General features: G+C 53.8%; 21 protein-coding genes. 13 read left to right on the top strand and 8 right to left on the bottom strand.

What is annotated here, in order from left to right:
* Positions 1–9: 9 nt before the first annotated feature.
* Positions 10–960 carry an ABC transporter ATP-binding protein gene (locus L1F29_RS25145; RefSeq protein WP_258384774.1) on the top strand — a complete coding sequence of 317 codons (951 nt, stop codon included), beginning with the start codon at positions 10–12 and terminating at the stop codon, positions 958–960.
* A gap of 193 nt (positions 961–1,153) precedes the next feature.
* Positions 1,154–2,557, top strand: coding sequence for a phosphodiester glycosidase family protein (locus tag L1F29_RS25140; RefSeq protein ID WP_258384773.1), 1,404 nt, complete (start codon positions 1,154–1,156; stop codon positions 2,555–2,557).
* Positions 2,558–2,629: 72 nt separating this feature from the next.
* Here L1F29_RS25140 and L1F29_RS25135 read toward each other — a convergent pair whose 3' ends face one another.
* Positions 2,630–2,908, bottom strand: a complete 279-nt coding sequence (locus L1F29_RS25135) for a hypothetical protein (RefSeq protein WP_258384772.1) — start codon at positions 2,906–2,908, stop codon at positions 2,630–2,632.
* 50 nt (positions 2,909–2,958) lie between these two features.
* Positions 2,959–3,255, bottom strand: a complete 297-nt coding sequence (locus L1F29_RS25130) for a DUF3055 domain-containing protein (RefSeq protein WP_258384771.1) — start codon at positions 3,253–3,255, stop codon at positions 2,959–2,961.
* A 330-nt stretch (positions 3,256–3,585) separates the two neighbouring features.
* On the opposite strand from L1F29_RS25130, the gene L1F29_RS25125 reads away from it, so the two are divergent.
* Positions 3,586–4,584: an HRDC domain-containing protein gene (locus L1F29_RS25125; protein WP_258384770.1), complete on the top strand. Its 999-nt coding sequence runs from the start codon at positions 3,586–3,588 to the stop codon at positions 4,582–4,584.
* A gap of 77 nt (positions 4,585–4,661) precedes the next feature.
* On the opposite strand, the gene L1F29_RS25120 is transcribed toward L1F29_RS25125, so the two are convergent.
* Complete coding sequence (locus L1F29_RS25120) at positions 4,662–5,687, bottom strand: zinc dependent phospholipase C family protein (RefSeq protein WP_258384769.1); 1,026 nt, start codon at positions 5,685–5,687, stop codon at positions 4,662–4,664.
* Between the two features lie 154 nt (positions 5,688–5,841).
* On the opposite strand from L1F29_RS25120, the gene L1F29_RS25115 reads away from it, so the two are divergent.
* The 6 genes from L1F29_RS25115 (at position 5,842) to L1F29_RS25090 (ending at position 12,475) form a co-directional block, all read left to right on the top strand.
* On the top strand, positions 5,842–6,303 hold the full coding sequence (locus L1F29_RS25115) for a chemotaxis protein CheX (RefSeq protein ID WP_258384768.1): 462 nt from the start codon (positions 5,842–5,844) through the stop codon (positions 6,301–6,303).
* A 241-nt stretch (positions 6,304–6,544) separates the two neighbouring features.
* Entirely contained in the window at positions 6,545–7,324 is a 780-nt protein-coding gene (locus L1F29_RS25110; RefSeq protein WP_258384767.1) for an SDR family NAD(P)-dependent oxidoreductase, read from the top strand.
* A 33-nt stretch (positions 7,325–7,357) separates the two neighbouring features.
* Positions 7,358–8,848: a DEAD/DEAH box helicase gene (locus L1F29_RS25105; protein WP_258384766.1), complete on the top strand. Its 1,491-nt coding sequence runs from the start codon at positions 7,358–7,360 to the stop codon at positions 8,846–8,848.
* A 213-nt stretch (positions 8,849–9,061) separates the two neighbouring features.
* Positions 9,062–10,285, top strand: coding sequence for an S-layer homology domain-containing protein (locus tag L1F29_RS25100; protein ID WP_258384765.1), 1,224 nt, complete (start codon positions 9,062–9,064; stop codon positions 10,283–10,285).
* Positions 10,286–10,488: 203 nt separating this feature from the next.
* Entirely contained in the window at positions 10,489–11,247 is a 759-nt protein-coding gene (locus L1F29_RS25095; protein ID WP_258384764.1) for an ABC transporter ATP-binding protein, read from the top strand.
* Positions 11,237–12,475, top strand: a complete 1,239-nt coding sequence (locus L1F29_RS25090; RefSeq protein WP_258384763.1) for an ABC transporter permease — start codon at positions 11,237–11,239, stop codon at positions 12,473–12,475. The genes L1F29_RS25095 and L1F29_RS25090 overlap by 11 nt, the downstream gene beginning before the upstream one ends.
* Positions 12,476–12,543: 68 nt before the next feature.
* On the opposite strand, the gene L1F29_RS25085 is transcribed toward L1F29_RS25090, so the two are convergent.
* The 3 genes from L1F29_RS25085 to L1F29_RS25075 form a co-directional block, all read right to left on the bottom strand.
* The gene (locus L1F29_RS25085) at positions 12,544–13,431 is read right to left on the bottom strand and encodes a permease prefix domain 1-containing protein (RefSeq protein ID WP_258384762.1); all 888 of its coding nucleotides are present in this window, start codon (positions 13,429–13,431) and stop codon (positions 12,544–12,546) included.
* A complete protein-coding gene (locus L1F29_RS25080; protein ID WP_258384761.1) occupies positions 13,428–13,763 on the bottom strand; it encodes a PadR family transcriptional regulator in 336 nt (111 codons plus the stop codon). The genes L1F29_RS25085 and L1F29_RS25080 overlap by 4 nt, the downstream gene beginning before the upstream one ends.
* Before the next feature lie 150 nt (positions 13,764–13,913).
* Entirely contained in the window at positions 13,914–14,246 is a 333-nt protein-coding gene (locus L1F29_RS25075; RefSeq protein ID WP_258384760.1) for a winged helix-turn-helix transcriptional regulator, read from the bottom strand.
* 141 nt (positions 14,247–14,387) lie between these two features.
* On the opposite strand from L1F29_RS25075, the gene L1F29_RS25070 reads away from it, so the two are divergent.
* Both L1F29_RS25070 and L1F29_RS25065 read left to right on the top strand, forming a co-directional pair.
* The gene (locus tag L1F29_RS25070; protein ID WP_258384759.1) at positions 14,388–15,263 is read left to right on the top strand and encodes a VOC family protein; all 876 of its coding nucleotides are present in this window, start codon (positions 14,388–14,390) and stop codon (positions 15,261–15,263) included.
* Between the two features lie 136 nt (positions 15,264–15,399).
* Entirely contained in the window at positions 15,400–15,804 is a 405-nt protein-coding gene (locus tag L1F29_RS25065) for a DoxX family protein (protein ID WP_258384758.1), read from the top strand.
* 81 nt (positions 15,805–15,885) lie between these two features.
* Here the strand turns inward: L1F29_RS25065 and L1F29_RS25060 are convergent, their stop codons facing one another.
* Entirely contained in the window at positions 15,886–17,187 is a 1,302-nt protein-coding gene (locus tag L1F29_RS25060; RefSeq protein ID WP_258384757.1) for an aminotransferase class I/II-fold pyridoxal phosphate-dependent enzyme, read from the bottom strand.
* A 250-nt stretch (positions 17,188–17,437) separates the two neighbouring features.
* Here L1F29_RS25060 and L1F29_RS25055 point away from each other — a divergent pair, with 250 nt between their 5' ends.
* Together L1F29_RS25055 and pdxR are read left to right on the top strand one after the other, a co-directional pair.
* Complete coding sequence (locus tag L1F29_RS25055; RefSeq protein ID WP_258384756.1) at positions 17,438–18,223, top strand: helix-turn-helix domain-containing protein; 786 nt, start codon at positions 17,438–17,440, stop codon at positions 18,221–18,223.
* 226 nt (positions 18,224–18,449) lie between these two features.
* Positions 18,450–19,967, top strand: a complete 1,518-nt coding sequence (pdxR, locus tag L1F29_RS25050) for a MocR-like pyridoxine biosynthesis transcription factor PdxR (protein WP_258384755.1) — start codon at positions 18,450–18,452, stop codon at positions 19,965–19,967.
* Between the two features lie 85 nt (positions 19,968–20,052).
* Here pdxR and asd read toward each other — a convergent pair whose 3' ends face one another.
* Entirely contained in the window at positions 20,053–20,844 is a 792-nt protein-coding gene (asd, locus tag L1F29_RS25045) for an archaetidylserine decarboxylase (protein WP_258384754.1), read from the bottom strand.
* Positions 20,845–21,081 lie beyond the last annotated feature (237 nt).

Raw genomic sequence — 21,081 nt, 5'->3', positions numbered from 1 at the left:
AGGCACTGGATGATCCATTGCGAAGGTCTGGTGAAAATTTATAAAACCGACGATATTGAGGTCGTTGCGCTTCAAGGCTTGAATATGACCGTTGAACAAGGCGAGATGATGGCGATCATCGGCAACAGCGGGAGCGGCAAATCTACCCTGCTCAATATTCTTGGCGGTCTTGATCGGCCGTCTGCCGGCCAAGCGGTCGTCGGACCGTGGAATTTACTCAAGATGTCCAAGGAGCATCTGATCGAATATAAACGGAAAACCGTAGGTTTCATCTGGCAAAATAACGCCCGTAATTTAGTGCCCTACCTCACCGCGACTCAGAACGTAGAGCTGCCGATGCTCATAATGGGAAAAGCAGACCGGGTCTATGCCAAACAGCTGCTTGCCGCGGTTGGTTTGGAGCATCGGATGGGCAGCCGGCTGACGCAGCTTAGCGGCGGCGAGCAGCAGCGAGTCGCCATTGCGATCGCGCTCTCCAACCGCCCGTCTCTTATTCTCGCCGATGAGCCGACCGGATCGGTAGACAGCTCGACGGGAGAACAAATCCTGGATATCTTCCGTCGTCTTAACCGGGAGATGGGCGTGACGATCGTCATTGTTACGCATGATCTCTCCGTCGCGGACAAAGTCGACCGCGTTGTTGCGATCCGGGACGGGTTGACAAGCACGGAGTGGGTCAAGCGGGACATGGACACCGCTCTTGCGAATTTAGAGGATGATGAAGAATCAACGGCGACAGCAGCGGCTCCCGGTTCAAGATTCGGTGCGCGGCATGAAGAATTTGTCGTCATCGACCGTGCAGGCCGGCTGCAAATCCCTAAGACGTACTTGGATGAAATGAATGTCGCCGGCAAAGCCGTGCTCGAATTCGACGGGAAACGGGTCATCATAAGCCCCCCGGAGGACTCGACTGATTCGGCGAGTCCGATCGATGGCGGCCGGAGCAAGGAGCCTGACTAAGAATTAAACGGCCTTCGCCGCCGAGCGAACCCTTTTATTCTTATGGCATGTCGTTTGGAGAGGTTACTCGCATGCGATTTCCATTTTCAGCGTAGGCTGCATCCATTCTTTGGCCGCTCTTCACATTGCAGGGCGAAATACCGAAAATATATCGGTATAAGCATGATTACGATTGGAATGGAGATGCGCATCAATGAAGTGGAAAGCGCGAACGGCCTGCCTGGCGGCAAGCGTTTTGGCCGCATGGCTCGCAACAGCCGGATTGACAGGCTCCTGCGTTTTATTTGATAAGGGATACGCTGCCTCGGCCGAAGCAGCCGGTGCCGCTAAGGATACGGCGGTCAAGCTTGCGTATCCGTTGGCGTCGATTGAATTGCCTCTCGGAACGCGAATTCCGCTTGGGAATAAATTGACCCTGTCGGCGCCCGTCACCCTTGCCTATCAAGTCGGCAATGCGGCAGTGGCGAAAGTGAACGCGCATGGCGTCCTCATGTCGGTGAATGCCGGATCGACGGTCCTGACGGTTACGGTCGTCTCCGAAGGCTACAGCGGGCAGCTCAAGCTGCCGGTTAACGTTACGGCCTATAAACCGGTTAAGCGGGCTTTCCTGCCGGCTCTATCGGACAGGAAGCTGACGGTATCGGGGAAGACGTTCACCGTTCGAACGGTGACCATTCCGAAGGGAATGCCTGTCACGGCAGGCTTGGCTGAGCGGAGAGTCGGTGCGACTGCCCCGCTGGCCTCGATTGCTGCGGCATATCGTGCGGATGTCGCGATTAACGGGACATTCTTCGAGGCTTACGGCGGTCCGCCGGATCCCTATGGCACCGTCATTAGCGACGGAATGGCGGAACATATCGGCAATACCGGCACTGCAGTCGGGTTCCAGTGGGACGGCAGCGTTCTGATGGACAATATCCGCCTCCTGGTGGACGGAAGGACGGAAGGAAAAACGGGCAGTTCAGGCTGGTATGCCTATTTCATGAATCGGACGCCTGCTCCGGGAGCGACAGCTGCCACATTATTCACGCCGAAGCGGGGAGAACGGCTCGGATTTGCTGCAAGCAGAGCGGTTATTGTCTCCAAAGGCGTCGTCACGCGTATAGCCTCGGGTGAGAATGCCGCAATTCCGAAGGACGGCTTCGTGCTTGTCTTTCAAGGCAAGGAGCAGGGACAGGCAGCCAAGTTTCAAGTGGGATCAACCGTATCCTACAAACTGAAGATGACCGATCTGGCGGGGAATCCGGTTGATTGGAGCCAAGTGCATACCGCAATCGGGGCGGGTCCAAGGCTGGTTAAAGACGGCAAGGTTGCGTTGAACGCGGCAGCGGAGGGCTTTAGGGATGCGAAGATATTGACAGGTGCCGGCGCAAGGAGCGGCATCGCGCTTCGCAAGGACGGCTCGATCATGCTCGCGACCGTATCGGGCGCGACAATGAAACAGTGGGCGCAGCTGATGGTCGGTCTGGGCGCCCATCAAGCGATGAATCTGGATGGAGGAGCTTCATCCGGCTTATGGTTCAAAGGGAAAACGGTAACGGCGCCCGGCCGGCAGCTGAGCAATGCGCTGTTGTTCGGTGAACAGCTGAAGTGGTAGCATAGTCATCAAAGAACCGTCAGGACCTCGAATGAGGATCCATGACGGTTCTTTGATTTCACAGGTGAACAATTACGGTTCGTCCAGCGCATCCGGAATTGCGTTACCGTAACCGCTGTCGCCGGGATAACCGCGTTCCAGTCCGGCATGCAGCCCGCGGTTTTCGTAACCGAAAGGATTGGGAGATCTCTGATCGATCCGCCACGGCTTGCTCTTGCCGATCTTCTCTGATTGAAGATCGGAGCCGTAAGCCCCTTCCGGAAATTCTTCGGCCGTGAGATCGTTGCGCTGCGATTCGACTGTTGACAGGTCCGTGTAAGGCTGACGGTTTTCGGGGATAAATCCGTTCATCGTTGTCCCTCCTGCAAACGGTATTGGTTTACCGTTTCAGTGTGCCCCGATCAATCGGTAAAATTCACCGTACCGACAACGAAGGTCAGAAATTGTCCCAGCTCCATGGCTTCTTCTTCAGTAAGCTTGAACGTATATTCCAAATAACCTTCCTCTTCGAGATCGTCCGGCCCGATAATGGCGGTCCGTCCGCTCTGAAGATCCGTAACCAGCTTCTTGCCATAGAACCGGTGGGTCGACGTAACCGCAAGATCGAAGCGCGTCATCCCCGGTGTAATGAAGGTGACGAACCGGGTCGTCGTATCTTCTGTCGTATCCGACATGAAATCATAATCCGGCAGCTGCATATATATCCTCCTAAGTGTATAAATCGTTAAGAAAGCATACGCGTACGATGACAAATAAGAGCCGACTGCATATACGCTTTTGCCAAGTATCATAGCACTTGCCCGCAGAGTTGGGCAACCTGTTATATAGGTCTACTCCTGACGATTTGTTCCCCTTGTCATGGGTCTATTCCTATGCTATGATGTGAGCAATCGAATTATTGAACGTTGAGGAAGCACCTCTTAATGCCGGTAACGGCTTAAGGGGTGCTTTTTTTGTGCTTGTAGTACGAACCTCAGCCTCTCGTTCAGTCGGTCGATATGAGCAACGACAAATTTGGAGGTGTCAGGATGCAGGTTGTATTTTTGAACACATTCGAGAAAGTGACGGAGGGACATGCGGCTCAGCAAGGGCAGCAGTCTATTGGCGAGTACGAGGGGGTATGGTCTGTCGTCTGGACGGAAGTAAGCGAGACGGGAAGCCAAGAGCAATCCGTCTGGTTTGAAGGCGGCTCGTGGGAGGAGATGCTGGCCGCGTTTCGGCACGGAGCTGCAGTGAAGATGGGCGAAGGCTATTCGCCCATCATTGACGGCGCACTCGACGAACGCAGGGCGTCCGCCGGCTCAGGCAGCACGTATTCCATGATGCAATGCTTCGGCGAGATGAACTCGAATGCGGCGCTGTTCGATGCGCTTAGGGACTGGCGCAGATCCAGGGCGGTGGCCGATAAGAAGTCGGCTTATTTGGTGGCAACGAACCGTATCTTGTGGATGATTAGCGCATACGTTCCCCACACGCTGGAAGAGCTAGAGCAAATACCGGGCTGGGGCGAAGCGAAGCAGGCGAACTACGGGGAGGACTTGCTTAAGGTGACGAATGCCTTCGAGCAGCCGAGACCGTTTCCGCTTGATTGGGTCGCCGAGGCTCTCGACCCTAAGCTGTATACGCAGTGGCTGTATAAACAGAAAGAGAATAAATACAAGTCGCAGATGGACAGGCATCGAGAGAAGAGACAGCTGCTTAGCGCTATTTCGGAAGGGAAGTCGCTGGAGCAGCTGCAGGCCGAGCTCGAGCTTCCGCGCCGCGATTTGATGGAGCGGATCGAGCGGCTCGATACGGAAGGCTATGATATGGAGCCGCTCATTAAGCTTGAGCTTGAGCAGATGCCGGAAGCGGAGCAGCAGCTTGTGTGGGATGCCCTCGCAACCATCGGCGACAAGTACTTGAAGCCTGTGCTTTTTAACGTTTATGGGGAAGAATCCGTTCAAGGAAAGCCGCTTGATATGCTCTACGACCGCCTGCGTCTTATCCGTCTGCGTTACCGCCGGGCAAGACCCGATGCGGTGTAGCCACATTCTTCATTATGAATGAGATGGGCGCCTTCGTTTCGGTGGACAACGGCTGGCCGTCCATTCATTCATTCGGTCTATCTGCTCGATATTTGGCTGCTTACCCGATCCGGCCAGATTGGATCTTCATATCGGATGGCGGCTCCGCTATCGCAGGGCAGGCCGGTCTCATAGGAGAGGTTGCCGATCTCAAGGGCAGCAGCCTCCCGTAGTGAAGTCGCCCGCTGCGAGAATTTTTCGGAACTAGAGGAGGAGTCAGGCTGCTCCTCCTCTCTGAGCCATTTCAGAACAGCGGTAACGGTACGGATTCCGTCTTCCATAGCGGCATCCCATAACGTCCATACGCTGTCCGTCTTTGCTTGTTTGCCGTCTACCGGGTCAAGCCAAGGCAGTTCGGCTTCATTCAATATATCAAGAGGAGGGAGCTCGCGTTTGTAGACAAGCGGCTCGATCTGCCCAAAGGTCAGCTTGCGCCGAATGCCGGTCGGGTCGTGAAACAGCCGCTGTGCATGAATCATATCGCGGATGGACGCATCCCAATCTTCCCGCCGGACAGCGGGTGCAAGATCGTCATAGTAGACGGCGGTCACCTGCTCGAACGCATCGACGACCGTCTCCGGCAGCTTCTCGGCTTTTATATTGATTTCCCGCCATACTTCCGTTCTCCATGTCTCGATTCCGAGCAGCTTGCGCGCAATGAGCGTATCCATGATCACTTCGAATCGTTGGTGATCCCACTTGCGAAATCCGGAGCGGCTGAACACGTAGGGGTGCATATTCCGGTCCAATATATGATGAAGCAGAAATCCAAGCGTATAGACGACCGCCCGGTCCGGCGCCGATGAAGAGGCGGAGCGTCCGCAAACAGCGTCCAGCAAATCCATCATAACGTGCCCGCAATGGCGATTGTGCATCTCGCTTCCCAGCTTGTTCATGGTCTTGTCACGCTGCCAGGGAAGAAAATGACGATAGAACAGAAAATCGGGCCCTTGACAGCCCATATTGAACAAACGCCTATGTGAATCATCCGCGAGGAATGCATCTTCGCCGAGCGATTGCAGTACTTTCTGACCAAATATGAAATGGGTCCATATGTTTGGCATTCTTTCTCCTCCTTAGGACTTTCGTTCGACATAATTAGAGTTTTTTCTACATTCTATACAAGGAATAGTATACTTGTCCTAGAAAATCTAGTATAATACAAAAGAAGATTGACGGTGTAACACGAATTGAGTCGAGAAGGGGCGTTACCATAGGATGAAGGCCGAGTACATTAATCCATTCCTGGAATCCGCAAAAATTGTCATCGAACAAGTTGTTCAAATTCGGCCGTCTACCGGGCAGTTGGGCCTTAAAGACGTGAAGTTCGTTGAGAATTATATTTGGATTCAGATTGGCCTTAACGGCCAAATGAACGGAGACATTGTATTTGGTCTCAGCGAAGAGGTAGCGATCAAGATGATATCGGCCATGATGGGCGGCTTCGTAATTTCCGAAATCGACGAGATGGGCAAGAGCGCGATATCAGAGCTGGGCAATATGATCAGCGGCAATGCGAGCACGATCCTCTTCAATCAAGGAGTTCGGGTGGATATTACGCCGCCTAAGGTTCTTCATTCGGCCCAATCGGCGGGATTCGAAGCCAAGAGAGCCCTTACGATCCCGTTAATTATGGATGGAATCGGCGAGTTGGATATTCAAGTTCTAGTAGCATCGTAACATCAATAAAGCTCCCGCGGGGAGCTTTTTTTTGCATTATAGCTGCGATAGCGCCCGTTCGAGCGCTGGATGCCGGTGATTGGACGCGGTTCGCTGGAACCGGGGGCTCATCTGCCGTCCATAGGCCCGATTGACTAGCCCTGGACAGGCTCTTGGCATGCACGTCAAGTCCGGCCTGCGTTGGACGACATTGCCTATCTTTGCCTAATGCTTCCGGTTGAAGTAAACTAAAGTACAGGTGATGCAGGTGCTGCAAGGGAAAATTATATTTATAACCGGCGCGGCTAGCGGTATCGGAGCGGAGACGGCAAGACAGCTGGCTGATCGAGGCGCGATTCCGATTATAACGGGCCGCAATGAAATGAAACTGAAAGATACGGCCGCTTCCCTGAAGGGGGCATTCGGCTGCTACAAGCTGGATGTCCGGGACCAGGATGAAGTGTCTAATGTAATCGCGCGCGCGGCTTACGACTTTGGACGGATTGACGTTCTGCTTAATAATGCGGGATATGGTCTGTTCGAAGCATTCGAGGATGCGCCGCTGGAGCATTTTGCAGACATGATGGATACGAATTATATGGGGATTGTCCGCTGTACGAAGATGGTGCTGCCCATTATGCGCCATCAAGGGGGCGGACATATCGTCAATGTCGCTTCCATGGCCGGCAAGCTCAGCACAGCCAAGGCATCGGGCTATGCGGCGACGAAGCATGCGGTGCTCGGACTGACCAATGCGCTGCGAACCGAATTAAAGCCGCTCGGCATCGCGGTTTCGGCGGTCAATCCGGGACCGATTGATACACCCTTTCTGCATGCGGCCGACCCGGAAGGAAATTATGCGAAGAACGTTCGGAGTTATATGCTGAAGCCGGATAAGGTGGCGGAAGCGATCGTCCGCGTTATCGAACGGCAGACGCCGGAGGTTGATCTTCCATGGTCGGCTGGAATCGGTATCCGGCTGTATAGTATGGCGCCGCGTCTGGCTGATAAAGTGGCAGGACGCTTCCTGAATCGCAAGTAAACCACGGAATGATGAAATGAGGAGCTTTACGAAATGAATGAAACTTGGGAATCTTACGGCTTACGTCCCGAATTGGCAAATAAGCTGTATTCGAATGAAATCGTTCATCCGACGCCTGTCCAGGCAGCCGCAATACCTGCGCTGATCGGCGGACATGACGTATCGGCAAGGTCGCAAACCGGCACAGGCAAGACGCTGGCTTATTTGCTGCCGGCTCTGCAGAGCATAGATACATCTAGCCCAGGACTGCAGGTGATGATTCTGGCACCAACGCAGGAGCTGGCCATGCAGATTATGCGGGTCGCCGAAATTTACGGTGAACCGGTCGGTGTCCGTGTCCAGCAGCTAATTGGAGGCGCTTCGGTCCATCGGCAGGTGGAGAAGCTGAAGCAGCGTCCGCATCTGATTGTCGGTACGCCCGGACGCATACACGAAATTGCCGCCTCCGGCAAATTAAAATTACATCAAATTCGTCTGCTTATCGTCGATGAAGCCGACCAGGTCTTTAGTCTCGGATCGACCAAGGAGGTCGAGACGCTGCTGAAAGGGATGGTCCGCGATCGGCAAATCGCGTTCTTCTCGGCAACCAGACCGAAGCCGATGGAGGAAGTGGAGCATCGTTGGATGCGGAATCCGCAAGTCGTCGAGGTTGCTGCGGACCAGAACATACCCAGCCAGGTGGAACACTACTATCTGGTCTGCGATAAGCGCGACAAAGTGGATACTGCGAGACGGCTTATTCGTCTCCTGAACCCTGCGTCTGCGCTTCTGTTCATCAACGAGACCGATGAAATCGCCAATTATGAGGCCAAGTTCGGTTATGAGGGCTTTACCGTGGAGACGTTATACGGCGATGCGGACAAGCAAAGAAGGGCAGCTACGCTGACCCGTTTCCGCGAAGGACGCTGTCAGCTGTTATTGGCAACGGATGTCGCTGCGCGCGGGTTGGATATCGCAGACTTGCCGCTTGTCGTTCATCTGGATCCGGCAGTGGATGCCGATCATTACGTACACCGGTCGGGCCGCACCGGGCGCATGGGCAAACCCGGCACAGTCGTGTCCATCGTAACGCCGCAGCAGCTGTTCATCATGGAGAAGTTCAACAAGCAGCTGGGGATCGACCTGCGCGAGAGGGAGATGTTCCGCGGACAGCTATGGGCTCCGGAGGAGCTTCAAGCCTCCCGGCTGCAATCAAGAAACGGAGGCCGTGAGAAAAATTCATCTTCGGCGGGGAAGAAAACCCCGAACAATGGGAGCTCGGCTGCCGCTTACAGAGGCGAAGGCGCTTTGCATGTCGATGGCCGCCGCAGCGATGCCGGTGTGGAAAGCCCTGGCAATCAGACGGCCGCTTCCCCTCGGGGAAGAACGGCCGGAACGAAGCCGGCGCCTGCCGGGTTGTCCAAATCCAGGCCGGCTGCACCAGCGAAGTCGGCACGCCAGCTCCAGCGGGAGAAGAAGGATAAAGGGGCGCCGAAATGGCTGAAGGCCAAGCGCGATGGACAAGACGGGGAACAGAAATCGTAGGGTGAATCCTGCAGGCCTAAATGTCTGAATAAGGCTAGTAATGCCAAGCTATTGGCAGCTATATCGGTTAATCCGAATGAGGACGGCGACGACGCTGTCCTTTTTTCTTTTTTGCGGGTCACCCCCCTAAACCGGCAATGGGCTGCCGAAGGTTATGGGCGAAAGCAAAAATAAGCGGCACGGACCGCTATCGTAGAGGAGAGTGGCAGCACCATGAGTAAGACATTCATGAAAAAAGCGGCGATTACATCGATGGCGTTACTTACACTTGCAGGCGGTGCATCAAGCGCGTTTGCAGACGGAAAAGGCAAAGGGCATGATGACGATTGGAAGCATGAGGATAAGAAGCAATCCGAGAAAAAGAAGCAGAATGGCAAGAAAGACGATATCGACATCCATCTGCATTTCAAAGACGAGAAAGAGCTGAAGTGGGCTCTCGAGCACGTTATCCGTCTTGCTTCCAAAGGCGTGTTTAACGGTTATGACGACGGTACGTTCAAGCCTCATCAGAAAATAACGCGCATCGAAACGATTGTGTCGGCCGTTCGTTTGATGGGCTTCAAAGAGCAGGCGGAGTCGGCTGAGGAAATGGCCACAAAGCTGAACTTTAAAGATGCCGATCAGCTGAAGCGCAAGTATCCTTGGGCAGTAGGTTATGTCGCTGTCGCGCTTGAGAAGGATCTGTTCTCAGAGACCGATTCCGTGCTGCAAGCCGAGAAGCCGGCGACGCGCCTATATGCGGCAACGCTGCTGGTGAAAGCGCTCGGTCTTGAAGCTGAAGCGAAAGCGAAGATGAATACGGAGCTGAGCTTCAAAGATGCGGACAAGATCCCTGCGGGTGCTGTAGGCTATGTAGCGGTCGCGCTCGAGAAAGGGATTATTACCGGATACAGCGACAAGACGTTCCGTCCTAACCAACCGGTTACACGCGCCGAATTGGCAGCGATTCTGGACCGTACGGATGAGGAAATGCCGGATCATGACGCTCAGGCGATTACGGGCAAGCTGAAGGCGGATCCTGCAAACGGCTCCATCGTTGTCGTGAAATCGGACAAGTCCGAGGTTTCCGTTGCGCTTGACCCGAACGTATTCATTTTCCGCAACAATGTGAAAGCTCCGGTATCGGCGCTTAAAGCCGGCGATGAGGTGCTTGTCCGCACGTATCAGAACAAGGTCGTGTTCATCGAGGTGACCAAAACCGCTGAACAGGCCGGTTTTACGACGGAAGCAGGCAAGTTTATCAAGTTCACGCATAATTCCCAAGGAAAAATCGCGACGATCTCTATCACGAAGGAAGTTAACGGAGTCTCACAACCCTTTGAGTTCAATGTTTCCCCGGATGTGAAAATTGAAGGTGGAGCAATATCTCTGGATCCGGGCCAGCAAGTTGAGCTGGAGCTGGAGAACAATATCGTTACTTCTATTGAAGTAAAATAATCATGCATTAAATATCCTCCCCATCTATATTAAGGGTTCCTCCCGTCTCGGACGGGAAGGGGCCCTTATTTTATTCACGGGGCAGCCGCACCAATCGGGTCCCGCTTCCTTTTACCTTCATCACGGGTGTTAAATTTACGCATGACGCTGTTTTCGTTTCTGCCTGCTTTTTCGGTATAATGGAAGCAGATGAGGTGAGAGTGATGAATCCGGTATTAGAGGTTCGCAATTTGACGGGGGGCTACAGCCCCCGCAGACCTGTGCTGCACGGCTTGTCATTCCAAGTGGAGCCCGGCGAGATGGTCGGGTTGATCGGCTTGAATGGAGCGGGCAAAAGCACGGCAATTAAGCATATTCTGGGGCTCATGCAGGCGCATGAGGGAGAAGTCCGCGTTCAAGGTCAAACATTAGGCCAGGAACCGGGACAGTATCGCAGCGCCATCGCTTACGTACCTGAAACACCGTTGTTGTTCGACGAGCTTACCGTAGAGGAGCATCTTCACTTGACCGGCATGGCATACAATGTGGAAGAGTCCCGATATTCGGACCTTACCGCGAATCTGCTGGACGATTTCTACATGACGCCAAAGCGAAGCGCGTTCGCCGCGCATCTCTCGAAAGGGATGCGTCAGAAGGTGATGATCATGAATGCGCTGCTTGCCCGTCCGCCGCTCTATATTATCGACGAGCCGTTTCTGGGGCTGGATCCGCTTGGAATCCGGTCGCTGCTGGACAAGCTTGTCGAGGTGAAGCGGGAAGGCGCGGCGATCTTCATGAGCTCGCATATTTTGTCGACCGTCGAAACGTATTGCGACCGCTTTATCGTGCTGCATCATGGGAAGATCATTGCTCAGGGCTCGCTGAGCGATATCCGCTCGGCAGCCGGGATGCCGAGCGATAACGGCACGCTGGAGGAAGCATTCTACCGGCTTACCGCGGATGGTGGACCGCATGGGGGTTGATGCGATTTGGAGCGCAAGGGCAAAGGCGTTCTGGCGGGATTCGTCACCCTATCTGCGCTATATGGCCCAAAGCGGTGTACCGCTTGTTGCGGCCTTGCTGTTTCTTACCGGAGCAAGCTTCTACACGTCGTTTATTCACCGTGTGCCGCCCGATTTTCCGTACACGCTTGTAGGTACGCTGTTACTGCTGCCTTTCATCTGCTGGAGCCCGATGCGGACTTGGCTCAGCGAAGCGGATATCGTGTTCCTGATGCCGCGCGAGAATGAGATGGACCGATATATTAGGCGGTCATTCCGGTATAATCTAATTCCAGGCGTTATTCTGGCTTCAATCGTGTTCCTGGTTTTCTCGCTTCTATATGTGCAAGGACCGGGACTGCTGCCATGGTATCTGATGCTGGTGGTCGTCGTCTTGCTTAAGCTGCTGAATGCCGCAGGCGCCTGGCGGGATCGTCGTCTGGCCTGGACCCATGCCCGCCGCGGTATGCGCCTGCTCCGCTGGGCGGTGACGGGGGTGTGCCTGGCGGCTTGGCTGCAGACTGCGCCTTGGATGGCCGCGCTCTTGACCGCAGCAGCTGCGGCTCTTATGGTGCTGCTGTATGGTCGATTGAACAGCTACAGGTTTCCTTGGTTGACGCTCATTCGTGAAGAAACGCGGACGAAGCGGAGGTACATGGTCTTCTTCAGCGCCTTTACGGACGTTCCTTCCGAATCGGCGCAGGTGTCCGCGCGGCGGTATTTGACCTGGATCATACGGCGGCTGACTTACCGCAATGAGAATACGTTTGTCTATCTTTACGCGCATACGCTTCTGCGAACGGAGCTCGGCGGGATCGTGCTGCGGTTAACCGCGCTTGGCATGTTGTCCGGGTGGCTCGCCGCCTATTCCGGGCTCTGGTCAGGCTGGGGAACAGCGGGGGTCTACTTGTTGTTCGTGTGGCTAACCGGACTGCAGCTTAGTTCGTTGACGCAATCCCACCGGTATTCGGTATGGCGGCATGTGTATCCGCTGCCGGAGCAGTCGCGGCTGCAGGCCGTTCTGCGGGTCGACCGGGTAGCATCGCTCGTATGTGCCGCCGTATTGTGGCTGCCGCTTATTCTGCTGCTGCCACGGCAGGGATATATCGCTGCCGCAATTACGGGTGCGCTCCTAGGCGTCGTCTATATTCTATGGATGAGGCCGGGAGGGCTGAAGCGGAAATTCACTGCGGATTTGGAAGAGGATTAAGAGAGACGCCCGTCCCCATGCGAACGAATCGTTCGCGGTGGGGGACGGGCGTTTATCGTATGCGCTTCTTAGGCGGTCCGGAGACGGCGCTGCAATCGGTTAGAGGTGAGGACGCGGTAGAGCAAATAGCCGAATACATTGAACAGGAGGAAGGCCGCTACCCAGAACGGATGCCCATTCCTGCTGTGATAAGCATTCAAGCTTCCCCATATCGCAAACAGGAGCCAGTAGCCGAACAGCAGCGATAAGCCGGCCATGAAGGCGGTATCCGATAAGAGGGTAGAGGACAGCTCAATTGAGACAGACTTATCCGTACCGGGAATCTTCACGGCCGTACCGGAGCTCGGATGATAGACAAACCAGCGTTCCTTGTAGGAGAAGCCGTTGTTCTTCACGGTCTCGTCCCGATAAGAGTCGGGATACACATAGTCGATCCGGCTTACCGCTTCGCCGTTATCGATTACGGCCAGATTCGCAGCCTGAATATCCCATTTGCGATTCACCTGCTTGGCGACAGCCGCTTCCATCTCAGCTGTTATCGGGTGATCCTTATTGCCCATATGAGTATCCACCTCCGCGAAGACAGATTTTACGGACCGGTAGTGTAAAATCTCATTCCATAGCGGAACGAATGCAGTCAAGAGGGTGCCGGTTATGAGCAAAGTGATTGAGGCTACGAGCATATTGTTGGAAAATACGCGTTTAAGCTTGTTGAGTCGGGCCAATTCCTGCTCCACATCGGAAGGCTCGCCGAATCGCTCCAAGGCCAAGCGAACGGCTACCTCTTCCGGCATCCCTTCATGGAGCAGCTCCATCACGCTCGTGCGCAGGTGAATAAGCATCTCCTCCCGAAAGTCTTCCACTTCCTCGGATGTTCCCTTCATTCTGCTGCATATGCCATTCGAATACCGGATGAGCTCATTCTCGGCATAGCTGCTCAATCCATCTGTCTTCATTCCTTCTCCTCCTTCAAAAAAGCGTCTAATACGCTGCGGACATCCATCCATTCCTGCTTCTTCGCTGTCAGCTCAAGCCGCCCCTCCTCCGTGAGCTTGTAGTACTTGCGCTTCCCGCCGCCGGATTCCTCGCTGCTCCAATAGGAAGCGACCCAGCCTTTCTGTTCCAGCCTTTTCAAGGATAAGTATAAGGTCGCCTCCTTCAGCTCGAAGCTCCCGGCTGTACGTTCACGGGCGGACTTGGCCATCTCGTAGCCGTAGGAAGGACCCTTCTCAAGCAGACGAAGCAGAATGGGATCGATATAGCCCTTCAGCTTTTCTTTGTCGAACATAAATTATCAACTCCAATGACCGGACTAAAACAAGTACATTGTATAACAAGGTAAACTACTTTGTAAAGTGAGGTAGTTATGAAAAAAGCAGCCCCTCGAAAACAAAGAATCTGTTCCAAGGGGCCGCCTTCATATAGGTTATAGCGAGCATCAAGCTTTCTTCGCTTCATTGTCCAGCTCGATCCATGCTGAGGACCATGTTTCCATCGCGCGTACGACAGGTTCAAGCGCATGTCCTTTTTCTGTTAATGAGTATTCGATACGGACAGGCGTTTCCGGATATACTTCGCGGTGTACGATGCCTTCAAGCTCTAGCTCCTTCAACCGCTCCGATAAGAGTCTACCGCTTATGGGCAGTGCCGATTCCATCGTGCAGAAGCGCTGGGGACCGCTAAGCAGCTGATAAATAATCAATATGGCCCAACGTTTGCTCAGAATCTGCATGCCCTTTTCGACACGTGGACATAATGAAAACTGTTCCATCTCTTAATCACCTCGCTAACTACAGTATAGCTTATACGTCAATAACTTACAAAGATAATATAACATACTTGACGTTCTATAATTATTAATATATATTAAGTTACGAAAAGTAATTAAATAAATAGAAAGGTGGTAGAATTGATGGCTTACACGTTACATCCCGAGATCGAGCTCGGTGAGCTTCAATTAAAAGTAAGCAATCTCGAGCGGTCGCTTCGATTTTATCAGGATGTGGTGGGCTTCCAAATCAAGTCCGTTCAGCAGGGCCGTGCAGAGCTGTCGGCCGATGGCCGGCGTACGCTTCTTATTCTGGTGGAAGTGCCTGATGCTGTGATCGTGCCCAGGAGATCGATGAGCGGGCTTTATCATTTCGCCATCCTATTGCCAACCCGGCGCGATCTTGGCATAGCGCTCCGCAGACTCGTGGATTCGGGCATTCATATTGGCCAGGCGGATCATCTCGTGAGTGAAGCGCTGTACATTACCGATCCGGATCAGAACGGGATCGAGATCTATCGCGACCGTCCGCGGGAAAACTGGGAGCGCGACGCCGACGGTCATTACAAGATGACGTCCGACCCGATCGATTGGGACGGACTGCTTCAAGAAGCAAAGGACGGCAGCTCGGAGGGACTTCCTTCGGGAACATTGATCGGGCATGTTCATTTTCACGTGGGCGATTTGCGGAAGGCTAAGGCGTTTTATTGCGACCTGTTAGGGTTTGACGTTGCGGCTGATCAGATCCGGCAGATGGGTGCACTGTTTATATCTGCAGGCGGCTATCATCATCATATCGGCTTGAACATATGGGCCGGCGCCAACGCCCCGGCGGTTCCGGCGAACGGGACAGGCGTGGCCTATTATACGATTGTTGTTCCCGATCAGGGTGAATTGGATACGATCACGGACCGGTTGATGAAAGCTGACTTGGATGTCCGAGAGCGGGATGGGGCGTGGTTCGTTACGGATCCTTCGGGGATTGAAATCAGATTGAAAGTGAAGGAACGCGATATATAAGTTGAACAAATGTAGGGCATATAAACTGGTCATTCTTCCTGCTCCACTCTTCATGCCGCTCTTGCTTTACTTATAGTGTTAGAATTTAAGATTTAAACCGCATCATTCTATTATCTGATATGGGGAGAGATTTACAATGACGAAACAAATGGAAGCGGGCTTGCTTATCGTGCGCCTGGTGCTGGGCATTACTTTTTTTGTACATGGCTTGACTAAATTTCAAGACGGAATCGGCAATATTGCCGGTTGGTTTGACAGCATTGGCATTCCCGGCTTCGCAGCCTATATTGTCGCTGTCATCGAGCTGGTTGGAGGCGCGGCCATGATTGTCGGCTTCGGCACCCGCATCGTTGCTGCATTATTCGTTCTGGTCATGGCGGGAGCGATGATCAAAGTGAAATTCGCGGCAGGCTTCCTGGGCAATCCGCAAATGGCCGGCTACGAGCTGGATCTGGCGCTTATGGCGATGTCCGTACTTTTTGCATTAAGCGGCGGCCAGAAGTATTCCCTGGATCATCTGTTGTTCCGCTCGAAAGCATAAGCTGACGCACAGCCTATCGAAATAAAAAACCCCCAGAAGGCATTCAAGATGCCTTCTGGGGGTTTCGTATGCGCTAGGCGCTTATTTCGAGCCGGCAACGTCTTGCACGGCCTTGTAGATCGTATCGAAGAGCTCTTCGAGATTAGGCTCCTCAATACAGGAGAACGCGACGCGAAGGTCGGTTTCACCCAGGGCAATCGTACCGACGCCGTATTCGTCCAGCAGGCGCTGGCGGACGGTCTCCGCATCGACCGTATTCAGCTTCAGGCACATGAAGTAGCCGGAATTGAATGGATAATACGACCAGACGTCGCCATACCGGCCGCTGTCGAGCAGGTCCTTAACCCGGTTGGCGCGGGTTTTCATAATGTTAAATTTCTCAGCCTTCTGCGCTTCGAATTCAGGCGATTGCAGCGCACGCAGCACGAAGGTTTGGGACGGGTGCGGCCCGCTCGAAATCGTAGCGCGGATGATGCCGAGCGTCTTTTGCTCCAGTGCGCTGAGCATGGCGTCGGATTGACCGGCGTAGGTGATGAAGCCGACACGGAAGCCCCATACATACTCTTCTTTCGTAGCGCCGTCCACTTTGATGGCCAGCACGCGGGGGTGGACGCGGGCAAGCTTCCCAAACAGCGATTCTTGAAGCGAATCCTCGAAGAACAGGCCGAAGTAGGCATCGTCCGTTACGGCAACGACATTCACGCCGGCTTCCGCAGCATCGCGTATGGCGGCAACAATCTCATCGCCTTCCTGAGGCCCGGGCGTGTATCCCGTCGGATTGTTCGGGAAGTTAAGCAGTACAATCGCTTTGCCTTTGCCTTTCCGGGCTAGAAGCGCTTCGCGAAGACCCGCGCTGTTGAAGCGCATGTCGTCGTTGTAGAGCGGATATTCCACGACTTCGGCACCGCGGCGGATACCGAAGGTCAGTTCATAGTTTTCCCAGTTCTTGTCCGGATAGATCACAGCGTCGCCGGAATCCGCGAACAGATCGGCTACGATGCTAAGACCATGCGTCAGCGCGTTGGTGACGATCGGATTTCCATAGGAGACGCCTTCCAGAGAAGGGTTTTCCTTCAGCATCTTGGCGCGCCATGCGGCACGCAGCTCCGGTTTGCCTGCAGGAGGGGCATATTCATAAATGTCCTTCGGATTGTACGCGGACAATGTGTCTTGAATGACTTTCAGGTGCATCGGCTGTCCGTCTTCAAGGGCGATACCGATGGTGGCGTTGAATTTCTTCGCCTTCGTCTTCGCCTCTGCCGATTGGCTCAGAATGCCTACTTTCGGAAAATAAATCGCTTTGCCGAGATTGGACAGCATCGCATAGACATGTGCATTTTCTTGCTCGATGGTCGTGTTCAGCTGCTGGGCAAGTGGGTTCATAGACCTCAATCCATCCTTCCAATAATTCATTGATCTATTCGGGTTTCGAAGGGCGAAACCATGTAGGGATTATTATATCATTTATTGCGAGGAGAAGACCATGTCTTCGACGAATTATATGGATTGCGGCCGGACCTTAAGGATAGCTGCTTGCGAACGAGCAATCGGCGGTGTATGATGACAACGACAGAGACAGTGAGGAAAACAGCTGTTTCAATAGCGTTAACTTGCGATAGGAGGTATCGCTGCCATGCTTCATCTACCATCTTCATCCTATGTCCTGCTGTCGTATTTCGCCAAGATTGTCTGCGAACCGGGCTGGAAATGGCAGAAGCGCGAGAAGCCGCTGGCCAATTTCGATTTATTCTATGTGTGGAGCGGCGAAGGCAACGTGGAGCTGAACGGCGAATCCTTCTCCGTCGGGAAGGGAAGCTGCTTTCTCTTCCGGCCGGGAGACCATACAAGCGCAACGCATAATCCGCAAAAACCGCTCGTGCTGACGTATATTCATTTTGACGTTAAGGGACCGGTGGATCTTATTCCGCAGCCTTATCGGATATTGAACGATACGATCGACTTTGAACATCTGCTGTCCCGGTATGTCAGGCTGTTTCTGGTCAAGACGTACGCTGCCGAAGAGGAAGCGCAGCTGATCCTGAAGCAGCTGATCATCCATCTGCTGCGGGATGATAGCGAGAGTCCGGTGGAGCGAAAGTCCAGCAATCAGCTTACCGAAGCCATTCACGAAATCGCCAATTATATTCGCCAGAATCCCGGTAAAGCGCATCGTGTAGAAGATTTGGCGATGCGGGCGCAGCTCTCACCCCGATATTTCTCTATTAAGTTCAAGGAGCTGATCGGGCTTTCGGTTCAATCGTATATGATCCGAACCCGAATTGAACGGGCGCAGCATCTGCTCATGCATGCAGGAATGAATGTGACCGAGGTGGCCGATGCGCTGGGATACCGCGATATCTTCTTCTTCAGCCGCCAATTCAAGCAGTATACGGGCAAGAGTCCTTCAGAAATACGATAGAGCGGTTATGCGGTTGCTGAAGCATGGTGAATTGCGAAAGAGAACTCCGCCTTGCTGGCCGATTAACCGTGTTGAAGTCCGCATTGGGCAAATCCGTTATGAACGGCTTGCCCGGCGGGCTTTTTTTCAAGGAGAATCGAAAGCGGCAGCGATTGGATGGAGCATTCTGACCGGCCTGCGATACCAGCACAATGATAAATTTCCAGTTCACGGATGGTGAAGACAGATGAATTTGATTCTGGCCTATAACCGGTATTATGAAGAGCACGGCAAGAAGACTGAAGCCTTGTATCGTTCGCTGCGGGAGGAAATCGTGAGTGGGGGGCTCCCTGCCGGGACGCGGCTGCCTCCAAGCCGTAAGCTTGCGGAGATGTGCGAAGTTTCCCGCGGCGTCGTGAATCAAGTCTACGATATGCTGTATGCGGAAAGCTATGTGCGGATGGAATCCGGCAGCGGGACCTTCGCGGCTTACGATTCTGCCCAAGGATCCTCAAGGATTGGCGACCTCGGCAGACAGGCTGACATTGCAGTGTCGGAATGGGCGAAGCGTCTCATGCCGATCACATCGGCAGCGGACGAAGCTGGGACAAGAATGGCTATAGTGGAAAGTCCACCTAAACCTGGGCAAGGGATGAAAGCAATCGACTTTGAAATTACATCCCTAGCTCCCGGGCTGTTTCCCGCAGAAGAATGGAAGAAAGTGATGTATGCCGAAATAAGGGAGACGGTCAATCCTCAGGCGGGAACGGCGGCCGGAGAAGGAGAAGGCTGTCCCCCCTTAAGCGAAGCGATCGCGCGTGAGCTTATACGTGAACGAGGCATTCACGCAGATGCTTCGAGGCTCGTCCTAACCAATGGCTCGATGCAGGCCATCGCTCTGCTTGCCATGCTGCTTGTTTCGCCAGGAGACGCGGTTGTACTTGAGAACCCAACGTATCCGGGCATTGCCAGAGCAGTTCGGGCAGCAGGCGGGCATATCATCGCCGCGAAGGTTGACGACCGGGGGATCATCCCGGCGGATTGGCCGGCGAAGCTGCTATTTGTCACGCCGACGAGACAGTTTCCGACCGGGGCCGTCCTGTCCGCCGAACGCCGTAAAGCGCTACTGGAATGGGCGAATCGCAGAGGAGCCGTCATTATCGAAGACGATTACGACAGCACATTCCGCTGGGGCGGACGGCCGGTTGAGCCGTTGAAGGCGCTGGATCGCGAGGATCGGGTTGTCTATATCGGCACCTTCTCCAAGACGATGCTCGGGGAGCTCAGAATTGGCTATGCACTGCTGCCGGAAGCATTAACCGATCTGTTTCGGCGCGCCAAGCTGCTATTCGAGCCTGTACCGTCCGGACTGACCGGGCAGCGGGCGCTCGCAGCCTTTATCTCCGGAGGAGGGTATGAACGGCATATGCGCCGGATGCGCCGAATTTGCGGCCGCAGACGAATCTGTTTGCGCGAGACAGCGGGCAGAAAGCTCGAACGTTGGTTTCATTTCGCCGGAACCGACGCGGGCCTGCATATGTATGCGACCTGGCGGGGCGAACGGGCGGAATATGAACGGCTTAAATCCGCCTGTCAAGCGGCCGGCGTCAGCTGGACGGATGGCGGGCGATACTGGCTCGATAAGAATGGCGAAGCTGCTGCAAGTGCGCTATTCGGGTTTGCCCATTTGACAGAGGCTCAGATTGAGGAGGGCGTGAATCGGATCGAGAGGGCTGCTCTGCATGTGACGGGTACAGCAACGTGAACGACCAAAAGCGCCGGATACACAGCAGCATCGATTCAGGATGCTTCAGCGTATCCGGCGCTTTCTTTTGATGAATATACGTATCTTAGTTATCTTCCAACAATGTTCCGAGACGCTCTCCCATGCGCACCTTTAATCCCGGTTTCAAATCGGTACGGGGAAAGAAGGTGTCGTCTTGGGTAAGCAGTACGACGGTCGAGCCAAATTCGAAATAAGCGAGCTCGTCGCCTTTGGTCACTTTATCCGTGCGAGGCTCAACATACTTAATACTGCTTACATTCATGGCGCCCACCTTAACGACAGCCGTTTCCCCAGCCGCATGATGGATATATGTAATGAGTCGTTCGTTACGGCTTAGTACCCGCCGCATATGGCGAAGTCCGAAATCGTTGACCGGATATACTTTGCCGGGTACATGCTCGCGTTCGACAATCCTGCCTGAGACAGGCGTATGAATACGATGGTAATCGGTCGGGCTCAAGTAAAGGACGATGCAATACCCGTCTTTAAAGCTCTCGGTGCGAGGGGAGTGGTTGAGCAATTCATCCACCGTATAATCCTGTCCCTTGACGTTCAGTATCGTGCCGGCATCGATCGGACCGGCACCGGTAATAAGCGCATCAACCGGACTGACCAGCGCCGCAGCCCCATCGTCGATCGCGCGGACGCCCGCCTTAAGCCGTCTAGTGAAAAATTCATTCAATGTCTTATATTCGTCCAGCTGTTTCTCGGCTTCTTCTATGCGGATGCCGTACATGTTCGCGAATTTCGGTATAAAACGCCGGCTGGCTGAGGATTGAGCAAAGCGGCCGGTCATTCTGGAAATCCACTTTCGCGAGCTGAGCTCAGTCATCGAACGAAGCAGCCATTTGGTCATGCCTGTTGTTCACGTCCTTTCAAGATTAAAGCCATTGCGGTTCTCCGAATTAGTTTGACATATCGCGCCATTTTTATCAATAGACTTCATTTCCAGCCTTGAATCGGCCAGATGCTTATGGGGCATTCAGGGAGATCGTCCCGGCTTACGGAGAGTCCGGACCGTTAGGAAGCGGTTTTGTTTTGGAGATTCGAGGTTTGCCTTGGCTGGCCGATGCCGATGCTTTAAGTGAGGTGA

The sequence above is a fragment of the Paenibacillus spongiae genome, from assembly GCF_024734895.1.
Taxonomy (GTDB): Bacteria; Bacillota; Bacilli; order Paenibacillales; family Paenibacillaceae; genus Paenibacillus_Z; species Paenibacillus_Z spongiae.
Note: the sequence above shows the minus strand (reverse complement) of the source record. Positions and strands in the feature narration are given on the sequence as shown.

Bases quoted from the DNA above. Each gene is read 5' to 3' on its own strand.
- pdxR (WP_258384755.1), top strand. From the start codon at position 18,450: ATGAATTTGATTCTGGCCTATAACCGGTATTATGAAGAGCACGGCAAG.
- L1F29_RS25130 (WP_258384771.1), bottom strand. From the start codon at position 3,255: ATGCAGCTGCCGGATTATGATTTCATGTCGGATACGACAGAAGATACG.
- L1F29_RS25080 (WP_258384761.1), bottom strand. From the start codon at position 13,763: ATGTTCGACAAAGAAAAGCTGAAGGGCTATATCGATCCCATTCTGCTT.
- L1F29_RS25145 (WP_258384774.1), top strand. From the start codon at position 10: ATGATCCATTGCGAAGGTCTGGTGAAAATTTATAAAACCGACGATATT.
- L1F29_RS25070 (WP_258384759.1), top strand. From the start codon at position 14,388: ATGGCTTACACGTTACATCCCGAGATCGAGCTCGGTGAGCTTCAATTA.
- L1F29_RS25095 (WP_258384764.1), top strand. From the start codon at position 10,489: ATGAATCCGGTATTAGAGGTTCGCAATTTGACGGGGGGCTACAGCCCC.
- L1F29_RS25085 (WP_258384762.1), bottom strand. From the start codon at position 13,431: ATGAAGACAGATGGATTGAGCAGCTATGCCGAGAATGAGCTCATCCGG.
- L1F29_RS25105 (WP_258384766.1), top strand. From the start codon at position 7,358: ATGAATGAAACTTGGGAATCTTACGGCTTACGTCCCGAATTGGCAAAT.
- L1F29_RS25120 (WP_258384769.1), bottom strand. From the start codon at position 5,687: ATGCCAAACATATGGACCCATTTCATATTTGGTCAGAAAGTACTGCAA.
- L1F29_RS25100 (WP_258384765.1), top strand. From the start codon at position 9,062: ATGAGTAAGACATTCATGAAAAAAGCGGCGATTACATCGATGGCGTTA.
- asd (WP_258384754.1), bottom strand. From the start codon at position 20,844: ATGACCAAATGGCTGCTTCGTTCGATGACTGAGCTCAGCTCGCGAAAG.
- L1F29_RS25055 (WP_258384756.1), top strand. From the start codon at position 17,438: ATGCTTCATCTACCATCTTCATCCTATGTCCTGCTGTCGTATTTCGCC.
- L1F29_RS25140 (WP_258384773.1), top strand. From the start codon at position 1,154: ATGAAGTGGAAAGCGCGAACGGCCTGCCTGGCGGCAAGCGTTTTGGCC.
- L1F29_RS25065 (WP_258384758.1), top strand. From the start codon at position 15,400: ATGACGAAACAAATGGAAGCGGGCTTGCTTATCGTGCGCCTGGTGCTG.
- L1F29_RS25075 (WP_258384760.1), bottom strand. From the start codon at position 14,246: ATGGAACAGTTTTCATTATGTCCACGTGTCGAAAAGGGCATGCAGATT.
- L1F29_RS25115 (WP_258384768.1), top strand. From the start codon at position 5,842: ATGAAGGCCGAGTACATTAATCCATTCCTGGAATCCGCAAAAATTGTC.
- L1F29_RS25090 (WP_258384763.1), top strand. From the start codon at position 11,237: ATGGGGGTTGATGCGATTTGGAGCGCAAGGGCAAAGGCGTTCTGGCGG.
- L1F29_RS25060 (WP_258384757.1), bottom strand. From the start codon at position 17,187: ATGAACCCACTTGCCCAGCAGCTGAACACGACCATCGAGCAAGAAAAT.
- L1F29_RS25135 (WP_258384772.1), bottom strand. From the start codon at position 2,908: ATGAACGGATTTATCCCCGAAAACCGTCAGCCTTACACGGACCTGTCA.
- L1F29_RS25110 (WP_258384767.1), top strand. From the start codon at position 6,545: ATGCAGGTGCTGCAAGGGAAAATTATATTTATAACCGGCGCGGCTAGC.
- L1F29_RS25125 (WP_258384770.1), top strand. From the start codon at position 3,586: ATGCAGGTTGTATTTTTGAACACATTCGAGAAAGTGACGGAGGGACAT.